Origin of the sequence: Stygiolobus caldivivus (assembly GCF_019704315.1) — an archaeon.
GTDB lineage: Archaea > Thermoproteota > Thermoprotei_A > Sulfolobales > Sulfolobaceae > Stygiolobus > Stygiolobus caldivivus.
Genome location: NZ_AP024597.1, coordinates 2,518,880 through 2,538,581, shown reverse-complemented (window position 1 = coordinate 2,538,581; position 19,702 = coordinate 2,518,880). Strand labels below are relative to the sequence as shown.

The window sequence follows — 19,702 nt, the reverse complement described above, 5'->3', positions numbered from 1 at the left end:
TACGTCCTATCAGCATTTTAGTATTAATTTTACCGAGTGTATAATTAACAGTTAAAATACCACTGCATTAAGACAAACTGAAATTGCAATAGATCCGTGAATGACCCACCTACTTCAATTCCTTTAGGTGTTAAGCCCATTAGTTTATATAAAAATCTAAATTAAGCGTTGGATTAAGAGTGAGTTTTACCAATTTTGATAAAAATTAAACTATTCCACAAAGCACTAACTCAATAAAGCTTTATATACTTGGTGGAAAAAGTGGAAAATATGGAAAGCATAAAAGTGAAAGAGGAGACTAAGAAAAAGCTTACTGAAATTGCCGGAATGCTTGAAAAGAAATTAGGAAGAAGAGTTTCCTATGACGACGTAATAAAATACTTAATTGAGAGAAAGTTTAAGGACAGGAAACTCGCTGAAGAACTTTTCGGAATAGCAAAAGGGGAAAACTTATATGAAGAACTTCTGAAGGGACGCAAGGAAGATGATGAAAAAAGTAGTCCTTGATACTGGAGTAATTCTCTCCTTTCTAGAAGGTGAATTCAGAGAATATTACGACAAGATACTTAACCAAGAAGTAACAGCATACGTCAGTGTAGTGAACCTTGCCGAAGTATATTACGTGCTTTGCAGGAGGTTAGGGAGGAAAAAGGCAGAAAAGATATTTAAAGGCTTAATAAATTCTGGATACTTTGAGATATTTGGAGTAAAACCCAAAATTTTAAAGTATGCATCAGAATGCAAGTGCAAGTACTCGATTTCCTTAGCTGATTGCTTCGCTATAGGAACTGCTAAATTCCTAAATACAAAGGCACTCTTCAGGAGAGAAAAGGAACTTATAGGTATAAATGACGAAGTAGAATTCATTAACTAGATAGAAGGTCTGATAATAATATTGATTAAGTATTTTGGAAAGTTCCTAGACTATTACCAGGTGTTATATCCTCTGTTTAAAGCTATAAACATTCTAGAAGCACTAGTGTAGATCTTTACTTTATGTTCACATCTTGTAGTGCCGCTCGACTTTTATAGAAACTAGTGAAACTCACTCTTAATCAAACGCTTAGTAAAAACAAGGCTTAATATCTGTTAGGGGCACTAACAAAGCAGAATTAGCTTGCTTTGTGAGATAGTCCATTTTTTTATTAAAATGAACGTAAAACTTGCTTTTAACTCAACGTCTAATTTAGAATTTTATGTAAACCAACTGGCTTAATAAAGGGAAATTGAAGGGATCAACAAGCATGCTCATAGATATTTAAATGAAAGGGAATAAAGATGACAAGATGAAGTACAAGGACTGGATGGAGCAGGCTACCGAAGATTTGTATACTGCTAGAGTCCTTTTGCTTAACGGAAAGTATTACGCTTCAGCGTTTTACTCTCAATAAGCAATAGAAAAAGCATTGAAGGCACTTATTATATACCTGAGAAAGGACTCCCTGGGAAAACTCACTTGCTTACCGACCTAGCTGATTGAAAGGGAAGGAATAACAATACCGACTAAGGTTATAGAAAGCTTAATGGTTTTATCTCCACATTTCATAATCTCTCTTTACCTTGATGCGACAAACGGGATTTCCTTTTAAGCAGTATAATAGGACAATTACAGAAGACCTTTATAATAGGGCTAAAGGAGGTGGTGAAATGGATAAAGGGAAGTCTGCAATAGAAAGCCAAATAAGGATGATAAACCTTGCAAAGGAGATCGTTCCTTATTCTCTTTTACATCTTCCTTCTTTACCATAGAATAAACAGTAAGTAATCCAAGAATTACTGCGAACGTAAATGGTATAACACTAAAAACTAAATAATAATAGAATTTTGAGCAACTAATAAATATTTTCAACACCACTAACAACTAGTACCCGCATAGTATGCTAAAAAAGAATATTTCAGGCATTCTCATCACCGTTAACAACTAGTACTGCTGTCCCGTTTATATAACTGAATTGTTAAAGGGGAGTTAAAAAAATAACCATAAATAAAACATATTAAACGTCTCTTGAGTGGAAAATTACTTTCTTAATGTAGAGTATGCTAATCACGATCCCATACAATAAACTTATCTCAAGAAGGGTCGTAATACTTTTGAAGAATATCGCAACTATTATACCTGCGATTACATAAACTAATATAACTGGTGTGGATAACAGGATAAAATCCCTCCATTTTTGTTTAAAATAAGAATCTTCAGTATGATCTTTGTACGGAATTGTGATAATTGATTCAATTAATCCCACTGTGCCTACTACAGCTTGTACTAAGAAAATATAGGGAAGTTGAGAATTGGAATGAGAATGAAGAGAGTAGTTATATCCTACGATCGAGAATATAGCAACTATGGCAAATGAAGTAGTTAATAAAATTCTTCTCACAGAAACCAATTTAACCACCATAACAAGCGTACCCAAGATTAGCAAATTCAAACGGAAGAAGATAAGATGCTAAGACGAATGATACTGGTGCAGCTTCTACTGCAGCTACAAATAAAGCTGCTACAGTTCCAGCAGTAGTTATTATTGAAATAGCACAACTTATTGTATCATCAGCAACTGAGGAAATAATATATTCGGACTTTATATTACCAATCCATAAATGCTTTACAATATTTGCTAAATGCTTCATAGCTTTAGCAATTTCAATATATCTTTGACCTAAAAGCTTAATTGAGTTATTTTGTGACTTTTCATACAATTTTCCTATTTTATAAACATATGCAGAGAATTGTATTATCTGATCACTAATACTCATTCGTGAGGTGTTCATAAAGAATAGATCTCCCGTATTAAGATTATTCTTATCTGGCTTTAAATATGCCATTATAACCGTGAATGTGCCCCTAGATGTGTTGAATATACTTATACCAATTGTGATATTGTAATCTTTATGTTTCTCTATGTATAGCACAACAAAAGAAATAGCTTTTACAGACTCAGAATTGTTTATTACTAGTGTAACGTTCGCTTTGTATATTCTGAAATCATAATTACCCTTGGATAAATTATATAATATAGTATAATTAGATGCATTCAGTATAAATTTAATCGAAACATTTTCGATTTCTTCACACCTCATATTCTCTCCATTGATTACATATAAGTGTAAATAATCAACTGCAGTGCCGTTAGACGAGTTAGTATCACTTGCTAAAACTAAATGGTTTAAGAAGACTGAATAAGAAAAAGCTGAAAAAAGAAACACTGAAATTATTATCAATCCTATAATATTAACTTTAAATATTTTCAACATATTTCCTCAATTAAATTTAGCTTAAACATCCTTTTTTTAACTCTTGAACGATGTAAAAAGTTTTATTGAATGTGAACGTAATAGCATATTCAAAATTCAAGAGTTAATACTCATAATTACGTTATATCTAAATAATTTTTAGGGAAAGTGACAACTAAATCATGCTTATTCCTAACAATTACTCATAGCCTTTAGCTATGTAGATAGAATATTCATGAAGAACTAGTGCCGCCGCGGGGATTTGCCCCCCGGACAACCGAATCTCTAAAAAGTTTCCACTTAACATGATTTAGTAACGTTATGCGTTTCACGAGAGAAGAAATAACTGATTCACACAAATTAATGAATAATGATATAGCAATCAATAGACAAGAGAACGTTTCAAAGCGTTAAGCGGGGAGTTAACGCCTAAAGGATCAGAGCAAAAGCTACCTAAAGTTGCAACTGCTAATAGTGTAGCTAACGGCAAAGGATTCGAAAGGTCAAAAGGGACAACCGACACTACGTTAACCGGGGAACTAACGCCTATCGAGAGTATAGAACTCAAAGGGGCCAAGTTAGTAAGATATAACAATAGAGCTGCAATAATAATTAACGGTAAGGAGTTCAAAATCTCTAGCTTGGATTATAACTTTATTAAAACAATTATGGACAGGGTAGTAAGTATCAAACAGTCAGACGGAAAAATAACAATAGCCTACGAGGATACACGCGGCAATCTTAAACAAAAAGACGTTAATCCCTCATTAGTATCCGTAACAAGGCCGTTATTTTTTAGGTATTGCAGCAGTTCCGGGTCCTTAAGGTGCTCATCAAGAATATAGTCCACACGTTTGTAGTATTCAACACACTTTCCGTTTTTCCACTCCTTACAGTATTGTATCTTCGCTAATTTCTTCTTCTTAAGCAGCCTGGTTATAGCATAACTAATTATGCTCTCGTCGTGCTTACTGACCTCGTCGTATTTCCTCATTCTTTGGGGGTGTTCTCAAACAGTCATCAAATTCGAAAAGTATTTGTAAAAATATTAGAGTATTTATAAAAATTATTTTTACTATCTTGAACTATTGAAAAGACCTAGAATTGTAAAGGGAAAATATTGTTTTTTAAAACATTATATGTATAAAGGTTGTGATGTCCTCGTAGGTAGGTCTAAAAAGCACAAGTTATTTACCCTTGTGTTTTCTTGAGAGAGGCTACACCCTTAAATGAGGTCATTTGAAGACGATTAAATACACTGCGTTAATTTGATATAATATTACAAATAATTTTCGAATTTCATGACTGCATGAGAACAGTCCCCATTCTTTCGTCAAAAGCAAATACGTACTCTGTCAGCTCCTTTCTCCTAATTGGCCGTTTATTTTCCCTTACGTATTCGTCAATTACCCTTAGTATAACTTTCTCCACATACTTATAGAGAGGCTCAGCTCATCATCTTTATGCACTAATATTAACCGTTTTATATTACTAATATTACGATTTTTCTCATTTATATCAGTCTTTTTTATTAAATTCTCATTACTACTATTATCTATCACATTATTCTCATTCATACTCATAATTATCCCTTCTCACCTTAGTATATATTAAACATACTAATAATCTTTAGTATATTCTAGTTCAAAACAATAAACAAATATAGGCTAGTAATAAGGATTAATACAAATACGTAAGAATCCGTAGGCATTTCATATCTATACCCCCAATTCCCCCTTTATTTCTTTTATCTTAAACAAATTCTAACATATCTTTCGGGCTTTCCGCCTGCCCCTTTTTGCTTACTCTCTTTTCTTACTCTCTTTCTTCTTTGCTTTGCAAACTCTATTTTGCTTCCACTCTACTTACTACACTCTCAAACTATTTTTCTTCATTCTTGCTTATTCTCTACATTTCTTACTCTCTCTGTTTCTAACCCTGCTTACTATTTCTGTGCAGCTTTCTCTTTCTCTGTTTCTGTCCCTCTTCTTACCTAAACAACTCTTCTTTTTCTTACTAACTCTCTCTGCTCCTACTATTCTTACACTCCTCTTTTCATCTTTTCTTCTACTCTCCTACTATTACACTCCACTTTTTATCCTTCTAAATCTCCTAAATTTCCTAACTATCCCTACTCTAATTCTTCTCTCTCCTAACTTAAGCAGCTCTTCCCTCTTTTCTTACCCTACTATTTTTGCCTTACAAAAACCTCTAATTGGTACAGGTTCCTTTTTACAATAAGCAGCTATTATCTTACCTTTCCCTTTATAATCCCTCCTAACTTACATTTCTCTACATAAATAATTCTACACATTCTAACAAATTTACAATTGTGCTATTCCTACTCTTCTCTTAACCCTTAGTCCTTAACTCAATTCTCTCCTTTAAGAATCTACATAGAATACTTTACATTAAAAGTCTATAAGGGGCTATCGCCCTTAACCCCTACCCTATCTATTATATAAAAGTATAAGGGGCTATCGCCCTTAACCCACCGACTTAGAACCTACTAAACATACCTAACTTCTTATCTGACTACTTAGGACCTACTAACTGGCTGTCTGTCTGATTCTGAGCCCTCGCTCCCAGGGGTCTCGATAAAATGGGCGGATACGCAACGATATGATAAAAATGAAAATTACGTGAAAAATGAAAAAAGATTATCTGTAATATTGCGTAAGTTGTGCAAAAAAGTTAAAATTAATTTCTAAAAAATTAACAAAACCAAGAAAAATCGAAAATTAAAATCTCTTAATATTTTTAAGCTCTTTAGTGTCTTCTATTAAAGCGACTTTTTCATAGTGAGTAAAACATATAGCTGTTTATATATTTCCTGCTCTTCCGTTTTGTTTTCCTTCTCTCTAAGAATTTCAATGAATTTATTCGTAGAGATAAGTGTATTAAGAGCTTGAGATACTTCCCAGGCTCCCTCTTTAGTATTCATACCCATTTTAACAGCAAGTCTCGCGGCAAATAACTCACGTACTCTCCATTCAAGTTCTCCCAATATATGTATCAGATTTTCTGTTGGCTCTATTTTTTCTCCCTTACCTAATAAACTCACTATAAGGTAAGCACCAACTATTCCGGCAATCACGCTTGCTGAGCTGTAGGCCAAGCTTTCTGCTATTGATGAAAAATGTTCTAACAACTCGTCTATATCAGAGTGAAAAACTTCAGGGAAGCTTCCAAAAGTAGGGACATTACTACCTATCCCGAAAATACTCAAAAGCTTATTGTATAATTCCCTTTGCCTTCTATAATACTCTCTTATATCTATATCATCACGATAACGATAAATACGTAATAGTAGGTTTGGCAAGTGATACATTATCTTTTTACCGTCTTCTGTCTCCCACTCAAAAGGTTCTAGACCTGTTTTAAGTTCGTCTTCTGAAAACCAGAATCCGAATGCATCTCCCTCATCTATATCCTTCTCCTTAGGGTTGAGACTCGGAAATATATTTTTCTTAATTTTAGAGACAAATATCCTAATGGCTTTATTAAAATCTTTGTTTCTCTCAGCTCTTATAATTCCCTGGATTTCCTCATCATTTACCTTGAAGCCTAATGTTTTCTCTTCGATAGTTAAGTTACTTAATAAGGGATCATCTTTTAAATCAGTCATCAAGAATTCTATAAACTTACTTTTTCCGCTCGCTGGAGGACCTATAACAATAACTTTAGTTCTACCCTTAGCAAATTCGTTAGCAAGATATTTATTAAATTTGTTAATTTTTCTCTTAATAATATCAATATAAACTTTATTAGATAAGTTATGGAAGAAATATAGATTATCTAAATATAAGTTAAGGCGGGAATATTGATTATCTAATTCTTTTCTTATTTTCATAAAATATTCTATGTCGTCTTTTACTTTAATCCTCTCTCTTACTAGATTATTTGCTTCGTTAATACCTTCCTTACTCAGCATATAAACTTTTTGTCTTTTATCTGCGGTAGTGGCTATGATAATGAAACCGGCAAAATAAAGATCTTTAACAGTAGGTATTATGAGATTGTTGTAATTACTATAAAGCTCTGAGTAAAAGTGAAGGTCTTCAACTTTATATCCTCTCTTTCTTAGTTCTTTCCAGAACATAAGGGCTTCTTTAACAAGTACAGTAGTACCAACTATTGGTTTGTCTTTATCACACCATAGTAAGAATAATATTAAATCGCTAACAGTTAAGTCAACTTCCTCAACCTCATTAAATGCATCATCTAAACTGTTCAATGAATATATCTTTGTACCATCAGGAAGAGTCTTTTTAGGTTCAACCATATTTACCACCCTCCTTCTTGCTCACAACAACAGGGGTAAGCTTAAAACATATCCTTTCTTCAGTAAAATTAGGGTTTAATACTCTTATACATGTAAGGAAATAAATTTTTTTATCCTCAGGATTTTTGAAAATTATATGAGTAAAAACACCTTTTGGTTTTTTTATTATACTTATACTCTTAATTTTTGCCAGCTTTAACTTATTATTCTTAATTTCATCTGGTATTTCTTCATCATCAGGTTTAAAGTTCACGGGTATCGTAACACCCGTTATATTATTTTTAATTATGCTCTTAAATTTCCTCTCACTAGTAAGGATCTTATAACGCTTAGCTTCAGTTATCACATTATCAGTAAAATCTAAAGTCGTTATGTAATCTTCAACTCTATCTTTAGGTATTTGAATTAAATAATATTTTCTTCCACACACACATTTTATAGGTCGTCTTTGTTTTAATAGCTGTATTACTTGATCTATCGGCTTTTGTAAGAAGTATTCTAGCGGAATAAATGGGTCATTAAATTTATTTTCTATCAAAATAGTAGGAGGACTATTAATAGGATCTGGCATGCCTGCACACGCCCCGCAATAAGGACAGATAATTTGACCTTGTTTGCACTGAAATGGCTCCATTCACACTTTCACCTCGAAAAAAAGATAATGTAATATGCATTAACATATCGGCATCGTGATATCTCACGTGATATTTCATACGTTAACATATTTTATACTCATATATTAATTTTAGAGATATCATAGTAAGATATTATCAAATGGTCATTAGAGTTATTAGCCTCTTTAATCTATCGATGTATTATGCATCTAGACTATTACCGGCGAGAGTTAGAGCATCATAAAGTAGAAGTTAAGATTACTAGGGTAATTCTTATCTGAGCATTATAGTGTTTTCCATGGTGAATGCAAGTGCGGAATATACGCGAAGGGTAAGTGACATTTATTTGACAAAAAATATCTTGCCGCCTCGATTATTTAGCCTACTTTTACCATCTTAAGGTAAAACCGATTCTAATGCGTTTGCAATTATTATGAAAAAACTATATATAAGGGACTGTCCATTCCCTTACTGAGGCTTTCCGACCTCAGTTTGTAAATTTGGCAAAATAGGTGCGGCCGATACAATGATAGTACTGTGTCTCTGACATTTATGTTAATACTATTTGGGCAGATGAATTAAACCCTTATTATTTTAAGATCAAATTATGTTGAGATGAGTGACAGTACCAATTTGAAAATACGGATTACAGTTACATTCTTAATTATATTCACTGTAGGCCGATCATCGTTTCTTTTACCAGACCCCTTTCGGTTACCTATAGTGAGGCCATCCCGATACTATTGCTCGGCTTCTCTCAATTTATTTACTAAATCGTCTAACTCTATCCTATATTTCTCGTAAACCTTCCTCGGTATCCAGCCGAACTTCTCCGATCCCTTTTTGTATTTTACCAGGCCTTCTTTAATCAGTCTCTCTACCTCATTTCTTTCAATAATAAAGTAGCCCACACTATTTAGACCCCTCACTACTACTATTATGAAGTAATCAAAATCGAGATCACGTACCCGTGCAGGATTATTTGGTAGGACCATACCTTGGACTTTAACCCTTATTTTAGACTTCCCCGTATATATGGTTATGTCAGGCCCGACGCCGGCCTCTTCGTCCAATACTACTACGTCAGTATGGGAATCTCGTTTTTTGTGTAAAAAATGAGATGAATAAAATACAATAAAAATCGAGCAAAGACGAAAATTTTGGAGAAAAGTTTGTATATTAGAGGGCAGACCGGGACATATGGAACACAGACACACGAAAGGGGACAAGACCAAACGTGTGAAACGTGTCAGGGACTTCGCCCGGTCCGCCCTCAAACAACTAAAAACAACCACACTTTTTAAACTTTTACCCCCACAATCATTCAAAACCCTACTCGAGGCAAGGGGAGACTACCTAACCAGACTAGGAAACCAAGGGAGAAAAACCTTGAAAGGACTAAAAAACCTCTCCCCTGAAAAAGTGAGACAAACAATACAAGGACTAGGCAAGAAAACCCTCAGAGACACAAGAGAAAAAAGAGTAGCAATAGACTTCCACACAATACCCCAATACCACAAAGACAAAACAATGCTAACCAAAACCAGACCCACCAAAGGCACAACATGGGGACTAGGCCAAGCGACCCTCTTCCTCTTGGGGAGAAAACAAGCCTTCCTCGACGTCCTACCAATAACAACAAAAAACATAGCAGAAACCTTCAAAAACACCATGCAAACATTCACCAAAGAAATACACAAGTACCAGCTAAAACTCGTCACCCTCTTCGCAGACAAAGAATTCGCAGTAAACGAAGTGGTAAAATACCTCGTGGACTTGCGCATAGACTTCGTAATCCCTGCTAAACACCAAATGTACAAGGAGTACTTGGGTAAACTGGAGGAGGTCGACATACAGTACGCGGGTGTTAGGTATACCGGTTTCCTGTGCGTGGGGCACGTGAGCGGTGCTCATCTGGTCGTCTTGAGGAAGGAGAGTAGTAAGGGGGACAAGGTGTTGGCTTTTCTCGTGAGGGGGGAGGTAGATGTCCACGGTGCTGTTATTTTGGCTGAGGAGTATAGGGGGAGGTGGGGTATTGAGAACGCTTTTCGTTCTCTTGAGGAGTTTAGGGGGAGGACTAGGACGTGTGATGTTAGGAAGGAGTTGACGCTTGTGTTGCTTTCTTACCTCGTGTTGAACTTGTGGTTTTCGGTGAGGTCTTGGGTGAAGGTCAAGTTGTGGGTGTTTTGTGAGTCTCTCGCTGGTCTGTTGGATTTGGAGGGGATTAAAGGACTGGGGGTGTTACACAAGAGTGTACTCGGGTTGTTGGGGAGTTTTACGGGCAGTGAGCTGGCACTATGCACGTCTTTTTATCCACGTGAAATAAATTGTAAATGACTTGTCTTTTGACAAGAAATTGGTTTATTGTTAATATTTTTCACGAAATAAATTATGTGTATTTGAATAGTACTGGTTTAACTCAATTTAACTGATTTTGTTATTTAATATCATGAAAAACGAGATTCCCATACTGACGTGGTAACCCTTAGCCCTTAATCCGCTTACCACTTTGTTTATCTGGTTAAAGCTACTGCAACTAAAAAACCGGGGATCCGGGCAGGATTAGTCAGTTTGAATTTTTCTCAGTGAACTCTTCAGTTTACTGAATTTTTCTCACATATGGTTTCTGACGACTAGCGTATATCTAGTTTTCCTTTACAATTTTTCAAAATTAGATGAGAATAATTACCATATCCTTTTTTTAATGTCCTCAACAAGCATATACTTATGAGAATTGTTCAGGATAAGGACGGAGAGAGGTTTCTGGAGTTCGAGAGTAAGGAGGACTTAGAGAAGTTTAGGGAAATGCTTATTGAGGCTTATTATGAACTCAATCCCGACCGTAAACGTCCTTATGAGACCCGATCTCCCAAATGAAAACTACATAATTTTTTGAATCAACGCTATAAAGTATCCTTATATCACCCGTAACTTCTATGGAGAACATAGGGTTTCCGTATTTATCTAACCTATTCTTCAACTTTTCCCTAGCATATTTGAAAGGATTTTCTTGCAATAACTCTAATTTATCAACTACCAACATCAATGTCTCTAAATTAGAAAACCTCTTAACCACAAACCTGGCTAGGTCTCTTTCACTCTTAACATCCCTCATCAAGAACCTTACAATCCACTTCTCACAAACCACGATAAAAGATATAGAAGAGAGATTTAAAAATCTTTCTATTTTCGTATATTATTTCATTAGAAATAATAATATATAAATAATATAATATGCAATTAACAAGAGAATTACCCAAAATAGAAGAATATGCACCTATGAAAAAATTTGTAAAAATTATTTGAAAGAAAAGCCAAAACTAATGATAACACCAAGCGAGTCCTTAATTTCATTTTTCTCGCCTCAGGTTAATAAAAAGATTCTTATAATTTCTCCAGCTGATATCATTTCCTTTTCCTTCCTCCTCTTTTTGAAGGCGTAAGAGCTTTCTGTTGTATAGCATAGTAATCCCTTATCCTGGCTAATGCTTCCCTCCAGTCCTTAACCCCCTCTAATATTTCCGCTAAAGTACTATTCCCTATATCTTAACCATGAGACTATATGCCTCATTTACTCCTGTCTTTGATATATCTATACTATAGGTAAGTTGGACTAATTCGTCCGGTGTAAGAAACTGTGCATTTTTTTGACTACGTCAGCCGGTATCTTCCTCTTCTTATTTTTATACCTCCACCACGTCACTCTGTCTATACCGAGTTCTTCGTAGATACCCTTTTGTAGCACAGCTTGATAGTGTCGTCATTAAGCTACAAATTCCGGGGTTAACCTTCTTTCTCATAAGGCCAGCGCTATGGAATACTCCACCATATTTATACTCCTGTTAACAGCCTTCGTCCCCCTCTTGACAAGCCTATCCCTCAGTGAGGAGTGGAAGGACTCGTCGGGGTTAACAGGTTGAGACTACCGTGTGGTTTTTTAACCAAAAGTAAACACTGTAATCGTCACTGACCTACCGTCTTCCGGCGAGTAGTCCTCGGCCTCACGAAAAGTATTCTCACCCCTATCACCCGCAGAGTAAATTAGGTAAAACCCGGGACCCGTGTACACGTGACAAGTGGAGACCCACTTGTAGAAAGCCCTAGAGTTTCTGCACAAGTACGTCCACACCTCGCCGACGACCTTACCCTTGACCGAGCCTTTTCCCGCAAGTCCACGGCCTCTTCTTACTCCTGCCCACCATAACGCTTTACCCGAGTGAAAACAGTACCCAAAGGCACATTAAGCGCTCCAAAATAGCCCTCATACTCATGCCATTAGCCATCCTCAAAGCCTCCTCCCTCAACTCCTTGGAGTAGTGGTGATAACTCGCATCACCGAGGAAATACTTACCGCAATCACTGTATAGAAACCTCTGCCTACCCAGAGGCTTACCGCATTTAACGACGTGGTGACTACCACAAGAGGGACAAGCTATGTCATGGCTAATTACAAGCTTCCTACCCATAAGTAATACTCATTATACAAATACAAATAGCTTAATGACGACACTATCTCCACACTGGGATGTCAAAAACGTTAAATTAATAAGCTTGATTTAACACCTTTGTGTTAAAGGGTTAATTTTCATTCTAATAATATAATTTAGATTAAGTATTAGATGAAAGAATCTACATCGTATGAGACGTTAAACACCTCAGTTGCTTTGTCATTCTCTTCTATTCTAGTGTATAAATCTTGAACTTCTTGCCATAATATTTTATCTATAACGTGAATATTATTCCCTTTCGATTTTTGAAAATGTTGTTAAAAATAAATTTTTGTCATATTCGAGCTTTTTAGACCGAATAACCAATATGCATTAACTTTTGCAGTTGATATTGTTATTATTGTCTCCTAACACTTATTTTTCTCCTCTTTTTCTGAGTGAAGAGACATTCTAAGCTTTTAAATACTAAACACCCAAGCACACTAACATTTCTAGTTCAAAAATTCGTTAATAGAGCATAGCAGACAAAGTTATAGCCCTGCAAGTTCATATTTAAATTGAGAATATGACTACTCCCATCAAGGTTATGAGGAAATATTACGCAATAGATTATAATAGAAGAATTGTTGCTGAGGCTGATTCTGAAGAGGAGATTGATAAGATCATGGAGAAGAAGGGTTATAAGAAAGGGACTTACGATATTTTAGTTTCCATCAAGTTTGTAGAGAGTCAATAATGCCTCGCGAAATAGAAGTACCTTTTGTAAAAGTTAATGACACGTATTTACCTTTACTTAAAGTGGAAATGGAGTGTCCAAAACTAGGTAGTGAGTATTTAGTTTACGCCCTTCCAGATACTGGAAGCAGGTTTTCTGTCATTAGAAATGATACGTTCTTAAAGTGTTTTGATGAATCCTCATTAAAAAATCGTTTAGTCGATAAAGTTATAATTTCTAATCTGCTCGCTACAAAAGAAAGATATAGCATAAAATTTCATTTTGTTGAACTTAATGAGACATTACAGATACCCGTGACATCTTTAGACTTCGTAAACTTAGGTGAGGGTATATATCCCAGCCTAATTTTAGGTAGGGAAGATTTCTTCTCAAGAATAATGATATGCTTCGACAGAAACGTTAGACTAGTTATTAAGGCTAACGATCTTTAACTAAATATTTACAAATTTTCTTTAAATGTACAAAGAGTTCTATGCGTTATCTTCTTGCTTTAGTTTATTATAAAGTAAAGTTTACAGATCAATACATTTGTTGATAAATCTTAAAATTTATGATTAGAAAGTTTAGGTCTGATGCTAACTTTGTACTTAGGCTCTTTGAGTAAGTTGAAATATGAAGCAGCCCAAGAGGTTTTGTCAGAATATAACGTCAAGGCAAAGGTGATTCCATATAAAGTCGATTCTGGAGTACCTCTAACTCCACTTCAAGACGAGACTTACATAGGAGCTAAAAATAGAGCCTACGCGCTAATGGGAGAAATAAATGATGAGAACTCGGCTTACGTCGGCTTAGAAAGCGGGTTAGTGAATAGATATAATACACTATTTGAGGAGACGGTTTGTGTTATATTATACAAGGGAAAGGAGTATGTAAGTTATTCAAGCGGGATTAAAATACCTGATCATATAATCTTTGCCATAAGTAAGGGAAGGAAACATTACGAAATATTAAATGAAATTGGTAAGGAAAAGAGTGTAAACCCTAAAGACACATGGGGAATATATACAAACTTTCGCTTAACAAGGAAAATCGAGCTAAAGGAAGCCTTTAGAAATGCGTTAATAAACTTAATTACAGATAATAACTTAGCGTGAAAAGCGTCTTAAACCTTCGATCCTTCAAACTATAAATTCCCACTGTGGTATTTCTACGGTTTCGTCGTTAGAGGAATAGGGTTCTCAATTTCTCCTCTTCGCCGCTTGTTCAATAGTTCTCCATGATGTATATCAACTTAGCTCCTCAAGAGAACGAAAATCATTTTCAACACTCCCCACCTCTCCTCAGCCAAAACAACAGCACCACAAACATCAACCCCACAAGAATCCTATCTTCCTTAAAATAACAAGATAAGTACCACTAACTACTTAGAACAAAGAAAACCATTATACCTAAGCCTACTCAAGTAAGTTCCTCTAGCTTTAAGGAAAGCTTTGAGGAATTCTTCGGGGAAAGTATATTGGCCAGAGAGATGTAGATTAATTTGAGGGCGAACTGGACGAAGTCCTTGTTGTAGGACTCCGTCCGCTTGGTTTGATTCCCCTTCATATGTTAAGGTTAGCCCTCTAATATACAAACTTTTCTCCAAAAATTAGCATTCTTTTGACTCTTTTCTTAATTTTATTTCATTTTTTACGCGAAAAAAAGAGATTCCCATACTGACTTAGAGAATTAGGTGGGAGATAGAGAAGTTCCACAAGGGTATTAATGCTCTTGGTATTCAAGCTTCTCTTTCCTAAAGAGGAGTAGGCTTCAAGGTTACTTGCTCCTCTTCGTGATGGTTGTTAACATGACCAAGGATTTGATTAGCTCCCTTAACTTGAAGGGTGTTGAGGAGTTTCTCATGTTCGCTGAAATTCGTTTAGGAAGTGCACTAGGTTTGATGAAAATCTCCAAGTTACGTTAAAGTAGAATAACCGCTGTGATAAATATGTCAGAGACCTAACTGATATATTCGTTTTCTTCCTCGGGCGTTTCCGATAATTCTCTTCATAAGAACATAAACCTCTTCAATTTTCAAAAAAGATTAGGAAAGTGCCGCCGCGGGGATTTGAACCCCGGACGACCGGATGTCCCCTACGCCGTATGAGTCCGGCGCTCTAACCAGGCTGAGCTACGGCGGCACTATATCTTTTAATCACTAATTCGGTTATAAAGTTTATATTCAGAAGTTAGGGGCATAAGGTAGATTTATTTCCCTAAAAGTTACATTGTTATAGTCGGTTGGTTTTAGTGTAGACTTATATTAATTAATAAGAATATTATTTTAAAAAAAGATTAAATAAAAAAGAAATTACTTAAAAATTAAGCTGTTTAAAGGCCTTCAAGTGTTCAGCTACTGTAGTTCTCTAATTAAGCTTTTCAGACGTTTGATATAAAGTGAAAATTTTAAATATTACGAAAGTAGCTTTAAAAAGTTGAAAGTAGATATATACATATGAAGACTATTATTTTAGGTGGAGGGTTTGCAGGCTTATCCGCTTTAAAAGTTAACCCTGACGCTTTACTTATAGACCAGAAAAGTTATTTCACCCTCACGCATAGGCTAGTAGATGTAGTAAAAACGGGGGATCCTAAGTTAGCCAAGGTACCCTATCATAAGGTTCTCGTTGCCAAAGTAAGGAATGTGGACTTTAGAAAGAAGTTAGTTATTACAGATAGAGGTGACTTCCAGTACGATAGGTTATTAATAGCATTAGGGTATTCACAGAAAATTTTTGCAAATACCGAGAAGGTAGAAGACGTACAAGACGCCTTAAAATTAAGGGAGAAACTATTGAAGGCTAAGTCTGTTGTGGTATTAGGTGGAGGTAATTTGGGCGTAGAACTGGCAGGAGCGATAAAAGAAATGGACCCGTTTAAGGACGTTTATTTGATAGAAGCACAGGACAGGCTTTTATCTTTCATGACTACCGAGTCTTCGACTTATGCCTATGAGTTGCTCACTAAATTAGGAGTGAAGGTGTTACTTAAGAACAAAGTGGAGAAAATAGATAATGGCTTGGTTGTTACCAATGACCATGAAATTAGGGCCGATATAATTATTTCATCAGTAGGTTTCAAAGGATCCCCTATGATAAATGAAATGGGGCTAACTAACGTCAACGGGAGGATGGTGGTTGATGAGTACCTTAGGTCTGTTGACTATAATGACGTTTATGGTGCTGGTGACTGTGCTACTACTAAACAGTATATCCCGATGTCGGCCCAAGTTGCTGTTCAGGCCGGTAAGAGGGCTATGCTAAACTTGTTAGGGGGAGAGGAAAAATTCAGGTATAAACAAGTTGCAATCGTAGTGAGGATAGGAGATAGTTATTTTGGCGATTTTCTCGGGCGGTTTGTAAAGGGAGAACTAGCAGAATTAGCAGAAAAAGTAGGTATATTTAGAGCTGTAAGGTTGGTCGTTTCATAAAAAAGATATTTGAAGGTTCGCACGGCATAAAACTTTAAAATTAATTAGGTAAAATAATAATTTGCCGCCGTAGCTCAGACTGGTAGAGCGCCGGCCTTGTAAGGGCTATCAGGATAGCCGGTGGTCCGGGGTTCAAGTCCCCGCGGCGGCTTTCTTCTCCCTTAAGTATTTTATAAGGGCCTCTCTGATTATTTCACTTCTAGTGTTTCTTGAGTTGACAGCGTATAAGTCCAGTTCTTGTAATAGTTCCTCTTCCACTTTAAATGTGATGACTCTCATATCGCCCTCAGTATTACCTTTTGTGTAGGTTATAAATAAGGGGTTTTTTACTTAAGTGGGAATAGAGAGACTAGACCGAAAGTAATACCTTAGCTTCCGTAAGTATTTTATCTATTATTTTCTCTAAGAATGGCGGATCATTTTCATCTATTATAAACCCTTTTATTATCATGGATTCTGCTTCTTTCCTGCTGAACCCTCTAGTTTCTAAATAAAATATTAGCTCTTCTGGCACTCGAGATACAGAAGCCGAGTGTTTCGCTAGTTGTACCCTACCCGTCTTGACCTCTAACATTGGTGCAACTACTGCCTTTGAGTCTTTACCTATGTTATATGCCCTACCTATAATTGATGTAGAGGAGTCTAGAGCTTCCTCTGAAACTACCGCGTCGCCCCCGATCACAGAAAGCGCTGAATCTGTTGATATTGCTTTTAATATCCCGTCACTCTTGCTCCTTTTACCCTTATGTATTACACTTACTCTGACATTTACGTTATCTTCGTTTATACCTATCGCTTTTGCTGAGAACGTAGATAGGGCGTTTTCCATTAATTCTATAGAGTAATTGACGTGAGAAATGAAAGATTTAGAGGCGAAGATATTTGTGTGGAGTTCTCCTTTAACAAGTGCTTTAGAGTGGACAAATACACTGGGTGAAAGACCTACTATACTTAAGTTTAGCTGTGCGTCCCTACCTACTTCGAACGATATAACTGAGGACGTCATTGCCCTCTGTCCTTGGGAATCTGAAAGATAAACGAAGTCCATGACATCTCCGTCTTCTACTTTTACTTCAAGGTTTAAAGGGGAAAAAACTCCCTCTGACGATATGTGATGGAAAAACACTTTTTTGTATTTTGAAGACGAGATTATGACTTTATTTGATAATGCTAATGTTAAGCTTACTAACTTATGTTCCTCAGGTCTGATTAGTGAATTAGAGGTTTCGTCTACGCCTTCTATATCCTTAGGATAAGTTATAGATGTAAATCCTTCTATTTCACTTAAGTATCTATTTCGTGTATCATAACTATCTCTTACCTCAAGGTTTAATGTTTCAAACTTAGACCAATCTGTATAATGCTTTAAGGTAGGTGAATCATTAACTTTCTGATAAGGCAGGGATAAATACAAAGACAAAAGTTTTTCTCTTTCACTTTTATTTCCAAATTTTGAAATAAAACTTTGAGCTGTAGAAAAATCTAGCAAAGGCATTTATGCCACTGCACCTAACTTGTCAAGTTCTAACTTAATAACCTTGTTCAACATTGTAGCGTATTCAAATGGTAATTCTTTCATGATCTCGTCTATAAACCCTAACACTAACATCGACACAGCTTCCTTTTCGTCTATCCCTCTATTCATCAGATAGAATAACTGGTCTTCGTTCATCCTGAACGTATGTGCTTCGTGTGCGACATCAGCGTCTTCTTCGAATACTTGATTATGAGGGAATGTATAAGCTTTCGTCTTCTCGTCTAACATTAGGGAGTCACATTTTACGAAAGCCTTAGAGCCTACAGCCCCTTTGTTAACCCTTATCAGGCCTCTATAAATGTTCACTCCTCCGCCAAACCCTATATTCTTATTTATGACTTTACTCTTTGTATTCGGTGCTGCGTGGATCATTTTTGAACCGCTGTCTTTCCACTCCCCTTCTCCACTCGCAAGGGTGACTACAAGGCTTGTAGATGTTGCGTTTTTACCTCTCAAGATAGTTGAGGGGTATACAAAGCTGTATTTTGACCCTAATGACCCTTCTACCCATTCTACTGTAGAATTTTCATCAGCCCAAGCCCTCTTATTATTAAAGTTGATTATATTCTTGCTCCAATTTTGTACTGTAGTAAATTTAATATACGCGTTTTTCTTTGCATAGAGCTCAACCATTCCGTCATGGAATGAGAACTTTTTGAACTGAGGTGCGCTACACCCTTCTATGAAGTGGATATATGAATTTTCATCTGCAATAAGTAGAGTGTGCTCAAATTGTCCTTCCATCTCTGTTCCTATTATGAAAAACCCTTCTACGGGCATTGTAATTTTGACACCTTTAGGTACGTATACGAAAACTCCACCGCTCCAAAGTGCCCCGTGGAGCGCTGCGAACTTATGGTCTGATACTGGGAATATTTTTGTGAAATATTCCTTGATTATATCGGGGTATTTTTGTACGGCTTCTTCTGGAGGCATCATTATTACTCCTTTTTTCTGTAGTTCACTTTTCACATTACTATATATCGGCTCCGATTCGAAAGTAGCTACTAGTCCTCCTAAGTACTGTTGTTCTGATTGAGGTATCCCTAATTGTTCATAATATTTCCTTATTTCTGGCGGTATTTGATCCCAGTTGGATGTTTTTTCAACATCAGGTTTAATGTATATCTCCATTTTAGATACGTCTAATTCAGATAGGAAGTCCGGCAGCCAATTTGGTGTAGGAAGCTTTTCAAATAATTCAAGGCTCTTAAGTCTTAGTCTGAGCATCCATTCTGGTTCTTTTTTTATTTTAGAAATTTCAGTTATAATATCTTTGCTAAGGCCCGACTCTACTACTCTCTTGTGAAATTCCTGCTGTGTAAGTGAGTTATTTTTAGCCTCAATTGCAGCGTTTATTATCTCGTTTATGTCAACAGATATTTTTTCTTCTGGCAATTGGATTACCCTACATTAACTGTGTTAAAGATCCAATTTAAACT

The 19,702-nt window shown here is 36.0% G+C and carries 20 protein-coding genes, 2 tRNA genes and 3 pseudogenes; 11 read left to right on the top strand and 14 right to left on the bottom strand.

All coding sequences use genetic code 11. The annotated features are described in order from the left end of the window. Positions 1-270: 270 nt before the first annotated feature. From KN1_RS12650 to KN1_RS14830, 4 genes are all read left to right on the top strand, one after another. Positions 271-507 (top strand): hypothetical protein, encoded by a 237-nt coding sequence (locus KN1_RS12650; protein WP_221287994.1) that lies wholly within the window; start codon positions 271-273, stop codon positions 505-507. After that, a complete protein-coding gene (locus KN1_RS12645; RefSeq protein ID WP_221287993.1) occupies positions 485-874 on the top strand; it encodes a type II toxin-antitoxin system VapC family toxin in 390 nt (129 codons plus the stop codon). The genes KN1_RS12650 and KN1_RS12645 overlap by 23 nt, the downstream gene beginning before the upstream one ends. 388 nt (positions 875-1,262) lie before the next feature. Further along, positions 1,263-1,391: a HEPN domain-containing protein gene (locus KN1_RS14835; protein WP_225905696.1), complete on the top strand. Its 129-nt coding sequence runs from the start codon at positions 1,263-1,265 to the stop codon at positions 1,389-1,391. A 169-nt stretch (positions 1,392-1,560) separates the two neighbouring features. Further along, entirely contained in the window at positions 1,561-1,749 is a 189-nt protein-coding gene (locus KN1_RS14830) for a hypothetical protein (RefSeq protein ID WP_225905695.1), read from the top strand. Positions 1,750-1,994: 245 nt separating this feature from the next. Here KN1_RS14830 and KN1_RS12635 read toward each other — a convergent pair whose 3' ends face one another. The 7 genes from KN1_RS12635 to KN1_RS12610 all read right to left on the bottom strand — a co-directional run bounded on the left by KN1_RS12635 (position 1,995) and on the right by KN1_RS12610 (position 9,203). Further along, a complete protein-coding gene (locus KN1_RS12635) occupies positions 1,995-2,399 on the bottom strand; it encodes a hypothetical protein (protein WP_221287992.1) in 405 nt (134 codons plus the stop codon). Further along, positions 2,389-3,252, bottom strand: a complete 864-nt coding sequence (locus tag KN1_RS12630) for a hypothetical protein (protein ID WP_221287991.1) — start codon at positions 3,250-3,252, stop codon at positions 2,389-2,391. Before KN1_RS12630 ends, KN1_RS12635 begins: the two co-directional genes overlap by 11 nt. 697 nt (positions 3,253-3,949) lie before the next feature. Then, positions 3,950-4,225: a hypothetical protein gene (locus KN1_RS12625; RefSeq protein WP_221287990.1), complete on the bottom strand. Its 276-nt coding sequence runs from the start codon at positions 4,223-4,225 to the stop codon at positions 3,950-3,952. Between the two features lie 305 nt (positions 4,226-4,530). Continuing rightward, a complete protein-coding gene (locus KN1_RS15000) occupies positions 4,531-4,662 on the bottom strand; it encodes a hypothetical protein (protein WP_258712514.1) in 132 nt (43 codons plus the stop codon). A gap of 1,351 nt (positions 4,663-6,013) precedes the next feature. Further along, positions 6,014-7,516 (bottom strand): hypothetical protein, encoded by a 1,503-nt coding sequence (locus KN1_RS12620; RefSeq protein WP_221287989.1) that lies wholly within the window; start codon positions 7,514-7,516, stop codon positions 6,014-6,016. Next, complete coding sequence (locus tag KN1_RS12615; RefSeq protein ID WP_221287988.1) at positions 7,509-8,087, bottom strand: hypothetical protein; 579 nt, start codon at positions 8,085-8,087, stop codon at positions 7,509-7,511. The genes KN1_RS12620 and KN1_RS12615 overlap by 8 nt, the downstream gene beginning before the upstream one ends. Before the next feature lie 783 nt (positions 8,088-8,870). Then, positions 8,871-9,203, bottom strand: a complete 333-nt coding sequence (locus KN1_RS12610; RefSeq protein ID WP_221287987.1) for a hypothetical protein — start codon at positions 9,201-9,203, stop codon at positions 8,871-8,873. 127 nt (positions 9,204-9,330) lie between these two features. On the opposite strand from KN1_RS12610, the gene KN1_RS12605 reads away from it, so the two are divergent. After that, a complete protein-coding gene (locus tag KN1_RS12605) occupies positions 9,331-10,467 on the top strand; it encodes a transposase (protein ID WP_225905694.1) in 1,137 nt (378 codons plus the stop codon). 493 nt (positions 10,468-10,960) lie between these two features. Here the strand turns inward: KN1_RS12605 and KN1_RS12600 are convergent, their stop codons facing one another. Both KN1_RS12600 and KN1_RS12595 read right to left on the bottom strand, forming a co-directional pair. Beyond that, complete coding sequence (locus tag KN1_RS12600) at positions 10,961-11,278, bottom strand: type II toxin-antitoxin system RelE family toxin (protein WP_225905693.1); 318 nt, start codon at positions 11,276-11,278, stop codon at positions 10,961-10,963. A 648-nt stretch (positions 11,279-11,926) separates the two neighbouring features. Further along, positions 11,927-12,596 (bottom strand): annotated as a pseudogene (locus KN1_RS12595) (IS1/IS1595 family N-terminal zinc-binding domain-containing protein). A gap of 547 nt (positions 12,597-13,143) precedes the next feature. Between KN1_RS12595 and KN1_RS12590 the strand changes: the two are divergent. The 3 genes from KN1_RS12590 to KN1_RS12580 all read left to right on the top strand — a co-directional run bounded on the left by KN1_RS12590 (position 13,144) and on the right by KN1_RS12580 (position 14,408). Further along, a complete protein-coding gene (locus tag KN1_RS12590) occupies positions 13,144-13,314 on the top strand; it encodes a hypothetical protein (protein WP_221287986.1) in 171 nt (56 codons plus the stop codon). Beyond that, the gene (locus tag KN1_RS12585; protein ID WP_221287985.1) at positions 13,314-13,745 is read left to right on the top strand and encodes a conjugal transfer protein; all 432 of its coding nucleotides are present in this window, start codon (positions 13,314-13,316) and stop codon (positions 13,743-13,745) included. Before KN1_RS12590 ends, KN1_RS12585 begins: the two co-directional genes overlap by 1 nt. A 141-nt stretch (positions 13,746-13,886) precedes the next feature. Continuing rightward, positions 13,887-14,408: an inosine/xanthosine triphosphatase gene (locus tag KN1_RS12580; RefSeq protein ID WP_221287984.1), complete on the top strand. Its 522-nt coding sequence runs from the start codon at positions 13,887-13,889 to the stop codon at positions 14,406-14,408. A 284-nt stretch (positions 14,409-14,692) separates the two neighbouring features. Here the strand turns inward: KN1_RS12580 and KN1_RS12575 are convergent. Further along, positions 14,693-14,859, bottom strand: a pseudogene (locus tag KN1_RS12575) (ISH3 family transposase); the annotation flags it as partial. A 119-nt stretch (positions 14,860-14,978) separates the two neighbouring features. On the opposite strand from KN1_RS12575, the pseudogene KN1_RS12570 reads away from it, so the two are divergent. Then, positions 14,979-15,217: pseudogene (locus KN1_RS12570) on the top strand (IS701 family transposase); the annotation flags it as partial. 129 nt (positions 15,218-15,346) lie between these two features. On the opposite strand, the gene KN1_RS12565 reads toward KN1_RS12570, so the two are convergent. Beyond that, positions 15,347-15,434: transfer RNA gene (locus tag KN1_RS12565), tRNA-Met, on the bottom strand. Positions 15,435-15,748: 314 nt separating this feature from the next. Here KN1_RS12565 and KN1_RS12560 point away from each other — a divergent pair. Then, positions 15,749-16,723, top strand: coding sequence for an NAD(P)/FAD-dependent oxidoreductase (locus KN1_RS12560; protein ID WP_221287983.1), 975 nt, complete (start codon positions 15,749-15,751; stop codon positions 16,721-16,723). 63 nt (positions 16,724-16,786) lie between these two features. Further along, a tRNA-Thr gene (locus KN1_RS12555) sits at positions 16,787-16,874 on the top strand. Here the strand turns inward: KN1_RS12555 and KN1_RS12550 are convergent. From KN1_RS12550 to sufB, 3 genes are all read right to left on the bottom strand, one after another. Continuing rightward, on the bottom strand, positions 16,856-17,002 hold the full coding sequence (locus KN1_RS12550) for an aCcr1 family cell cycle regulator (RefSeq protein ID WP_156007956.1): 147 nt from the start codon (positions 17,000-17,002) through the stop codon (positions 16,856-16,858). The two genes, KN1_RS12555 and KN1_RS12550, sit on opposite strands and share 19 nt — an antisense overlap. A 70-nt stretch (positions 17,003-17,072) precedes the next feature. Beyond that, positions 17,073-18,218: a SufD family Fe-S cluster assembly protein gene (locus KN1_RS12545; RefSeq protein WP_221287982.1), complete on the bottom strand. Its 1,146-nt coding sequence runs from the start codon at positions 18,216-18,218 to the stop codon at positions 17,073-17,075. Then, complete coding sequence (sufB, locus tag KN1_RS12540) at positions 18,219-19,658, bottom strand: Fe-S cluster assembly protein SufB (RefSeq protein WP_221287981.1); 1,440 nt, start codon at positions 19,656-19,658, stop codon at positions 18,219-18,221. It abuts the gene before it with no gap. Between the last annotated feature and the right edge of the window lie 44 nt (positions 19,659-19,702).

Coding starts and splice junctions, on each gene's coding strand:
- KN1_RS12650 (WP_221287994.1), top strand. CDS start 271: ATGGAAAGCATAAAAGTGAAAGAGGAGACTAAGAAAAAGCTTACTGAA.
- KN1_RS12645 (WP_221287993.1), top strand. CDS start 485: ATGATGAAAAAAGTAGTCCTTGATACTGGAGTAATTCTCTCCTTTCTA.
- KN1_RS14835 (WP_225905696.1), top strand. CDS start 1,263: ATGAAAGGGAATAAAGATGACAAGATGAAGTACAAGGACTGGATGGAG.
- KN1_RS12635 (WP_221287992.1), bottom strand. CDS start 2,399: ATGGTGGTTAAATTGGTTTCTGTGAGAAGAATTTTATTAACTACTTCA.
- KN1_RS12630 (WP_221287991.1), bottom strand. CDS start 3,252: ATGTTGAAAATATTTAAAGTTAATATTATAGGATTGATAATAATTTCA.
- KN1_RS12625 (WP_221287990.1), bottom strand. CDS start 4,225: ATGAGGAAATACGACGAGGTCAGTAAGCACGACGAGAGCATAATTAGT.
- KN1_RS12620 (WP_221287989.1), bottom strand. CDS start 7,516: ATGGTTGAACCTAAAAAGACTCTTCCTGATGGTACAAAGATATATTCA.
- KN1_RS12615 (WP_221287988.1), bottom strand. CDS start 8,087: ATGCCAGATCCTATTAATAGTCCTCCTACTATTTTGATAGAAAATAAA.
- KN1_RS12605 (WP_225905694.1), top strand. CDS start 9,331: ATGGAACACAGACACACGAAAGGGGACAAGACCAAACGTGTGAAACGT.
- KN1_RS12590 (WP_221287986.1), top strand. CDS start 13,144: ATGACTACTCCCATCAAGGTTATGAGGAAATATTACGCAATAGATTAT.
- KN1_RS12585 (WP_221287985.1), top strand. CDS start 13,314: ATGCCTCGCGAAATAGAAGTACCTTTTGTAAAAGTTAATGACACGTAT.
- KN1_RS12580 (WP_221287984.1), top strand. CDS start 13,887: ATGCTAACTTTGTACTTAGGCTCTTTGAGTAAGTTGAAATATGAAGCA.
- KN1_RS12560 (WP_221287983.1), top strand. CDS start 15,749: ATGAAGACTATTATTTTAGGTGGAGGGTTTGCAGGCTTATCCGCTTTA.
- KN1_RS12550 (WP_156007956.1), bottom strand. CDS start 17,002: ATGAGAGTCATCACATTTAAAGTGGAAGAGGAACTATTACAAGAACTG.
- KN1_RS12545 (WP_221287982.1), bottom strand. CDS start 18,218: ATGCCTTTGCTAGATTTTTCTACAGCTCAAAGTTTTATTTCAAAATTT.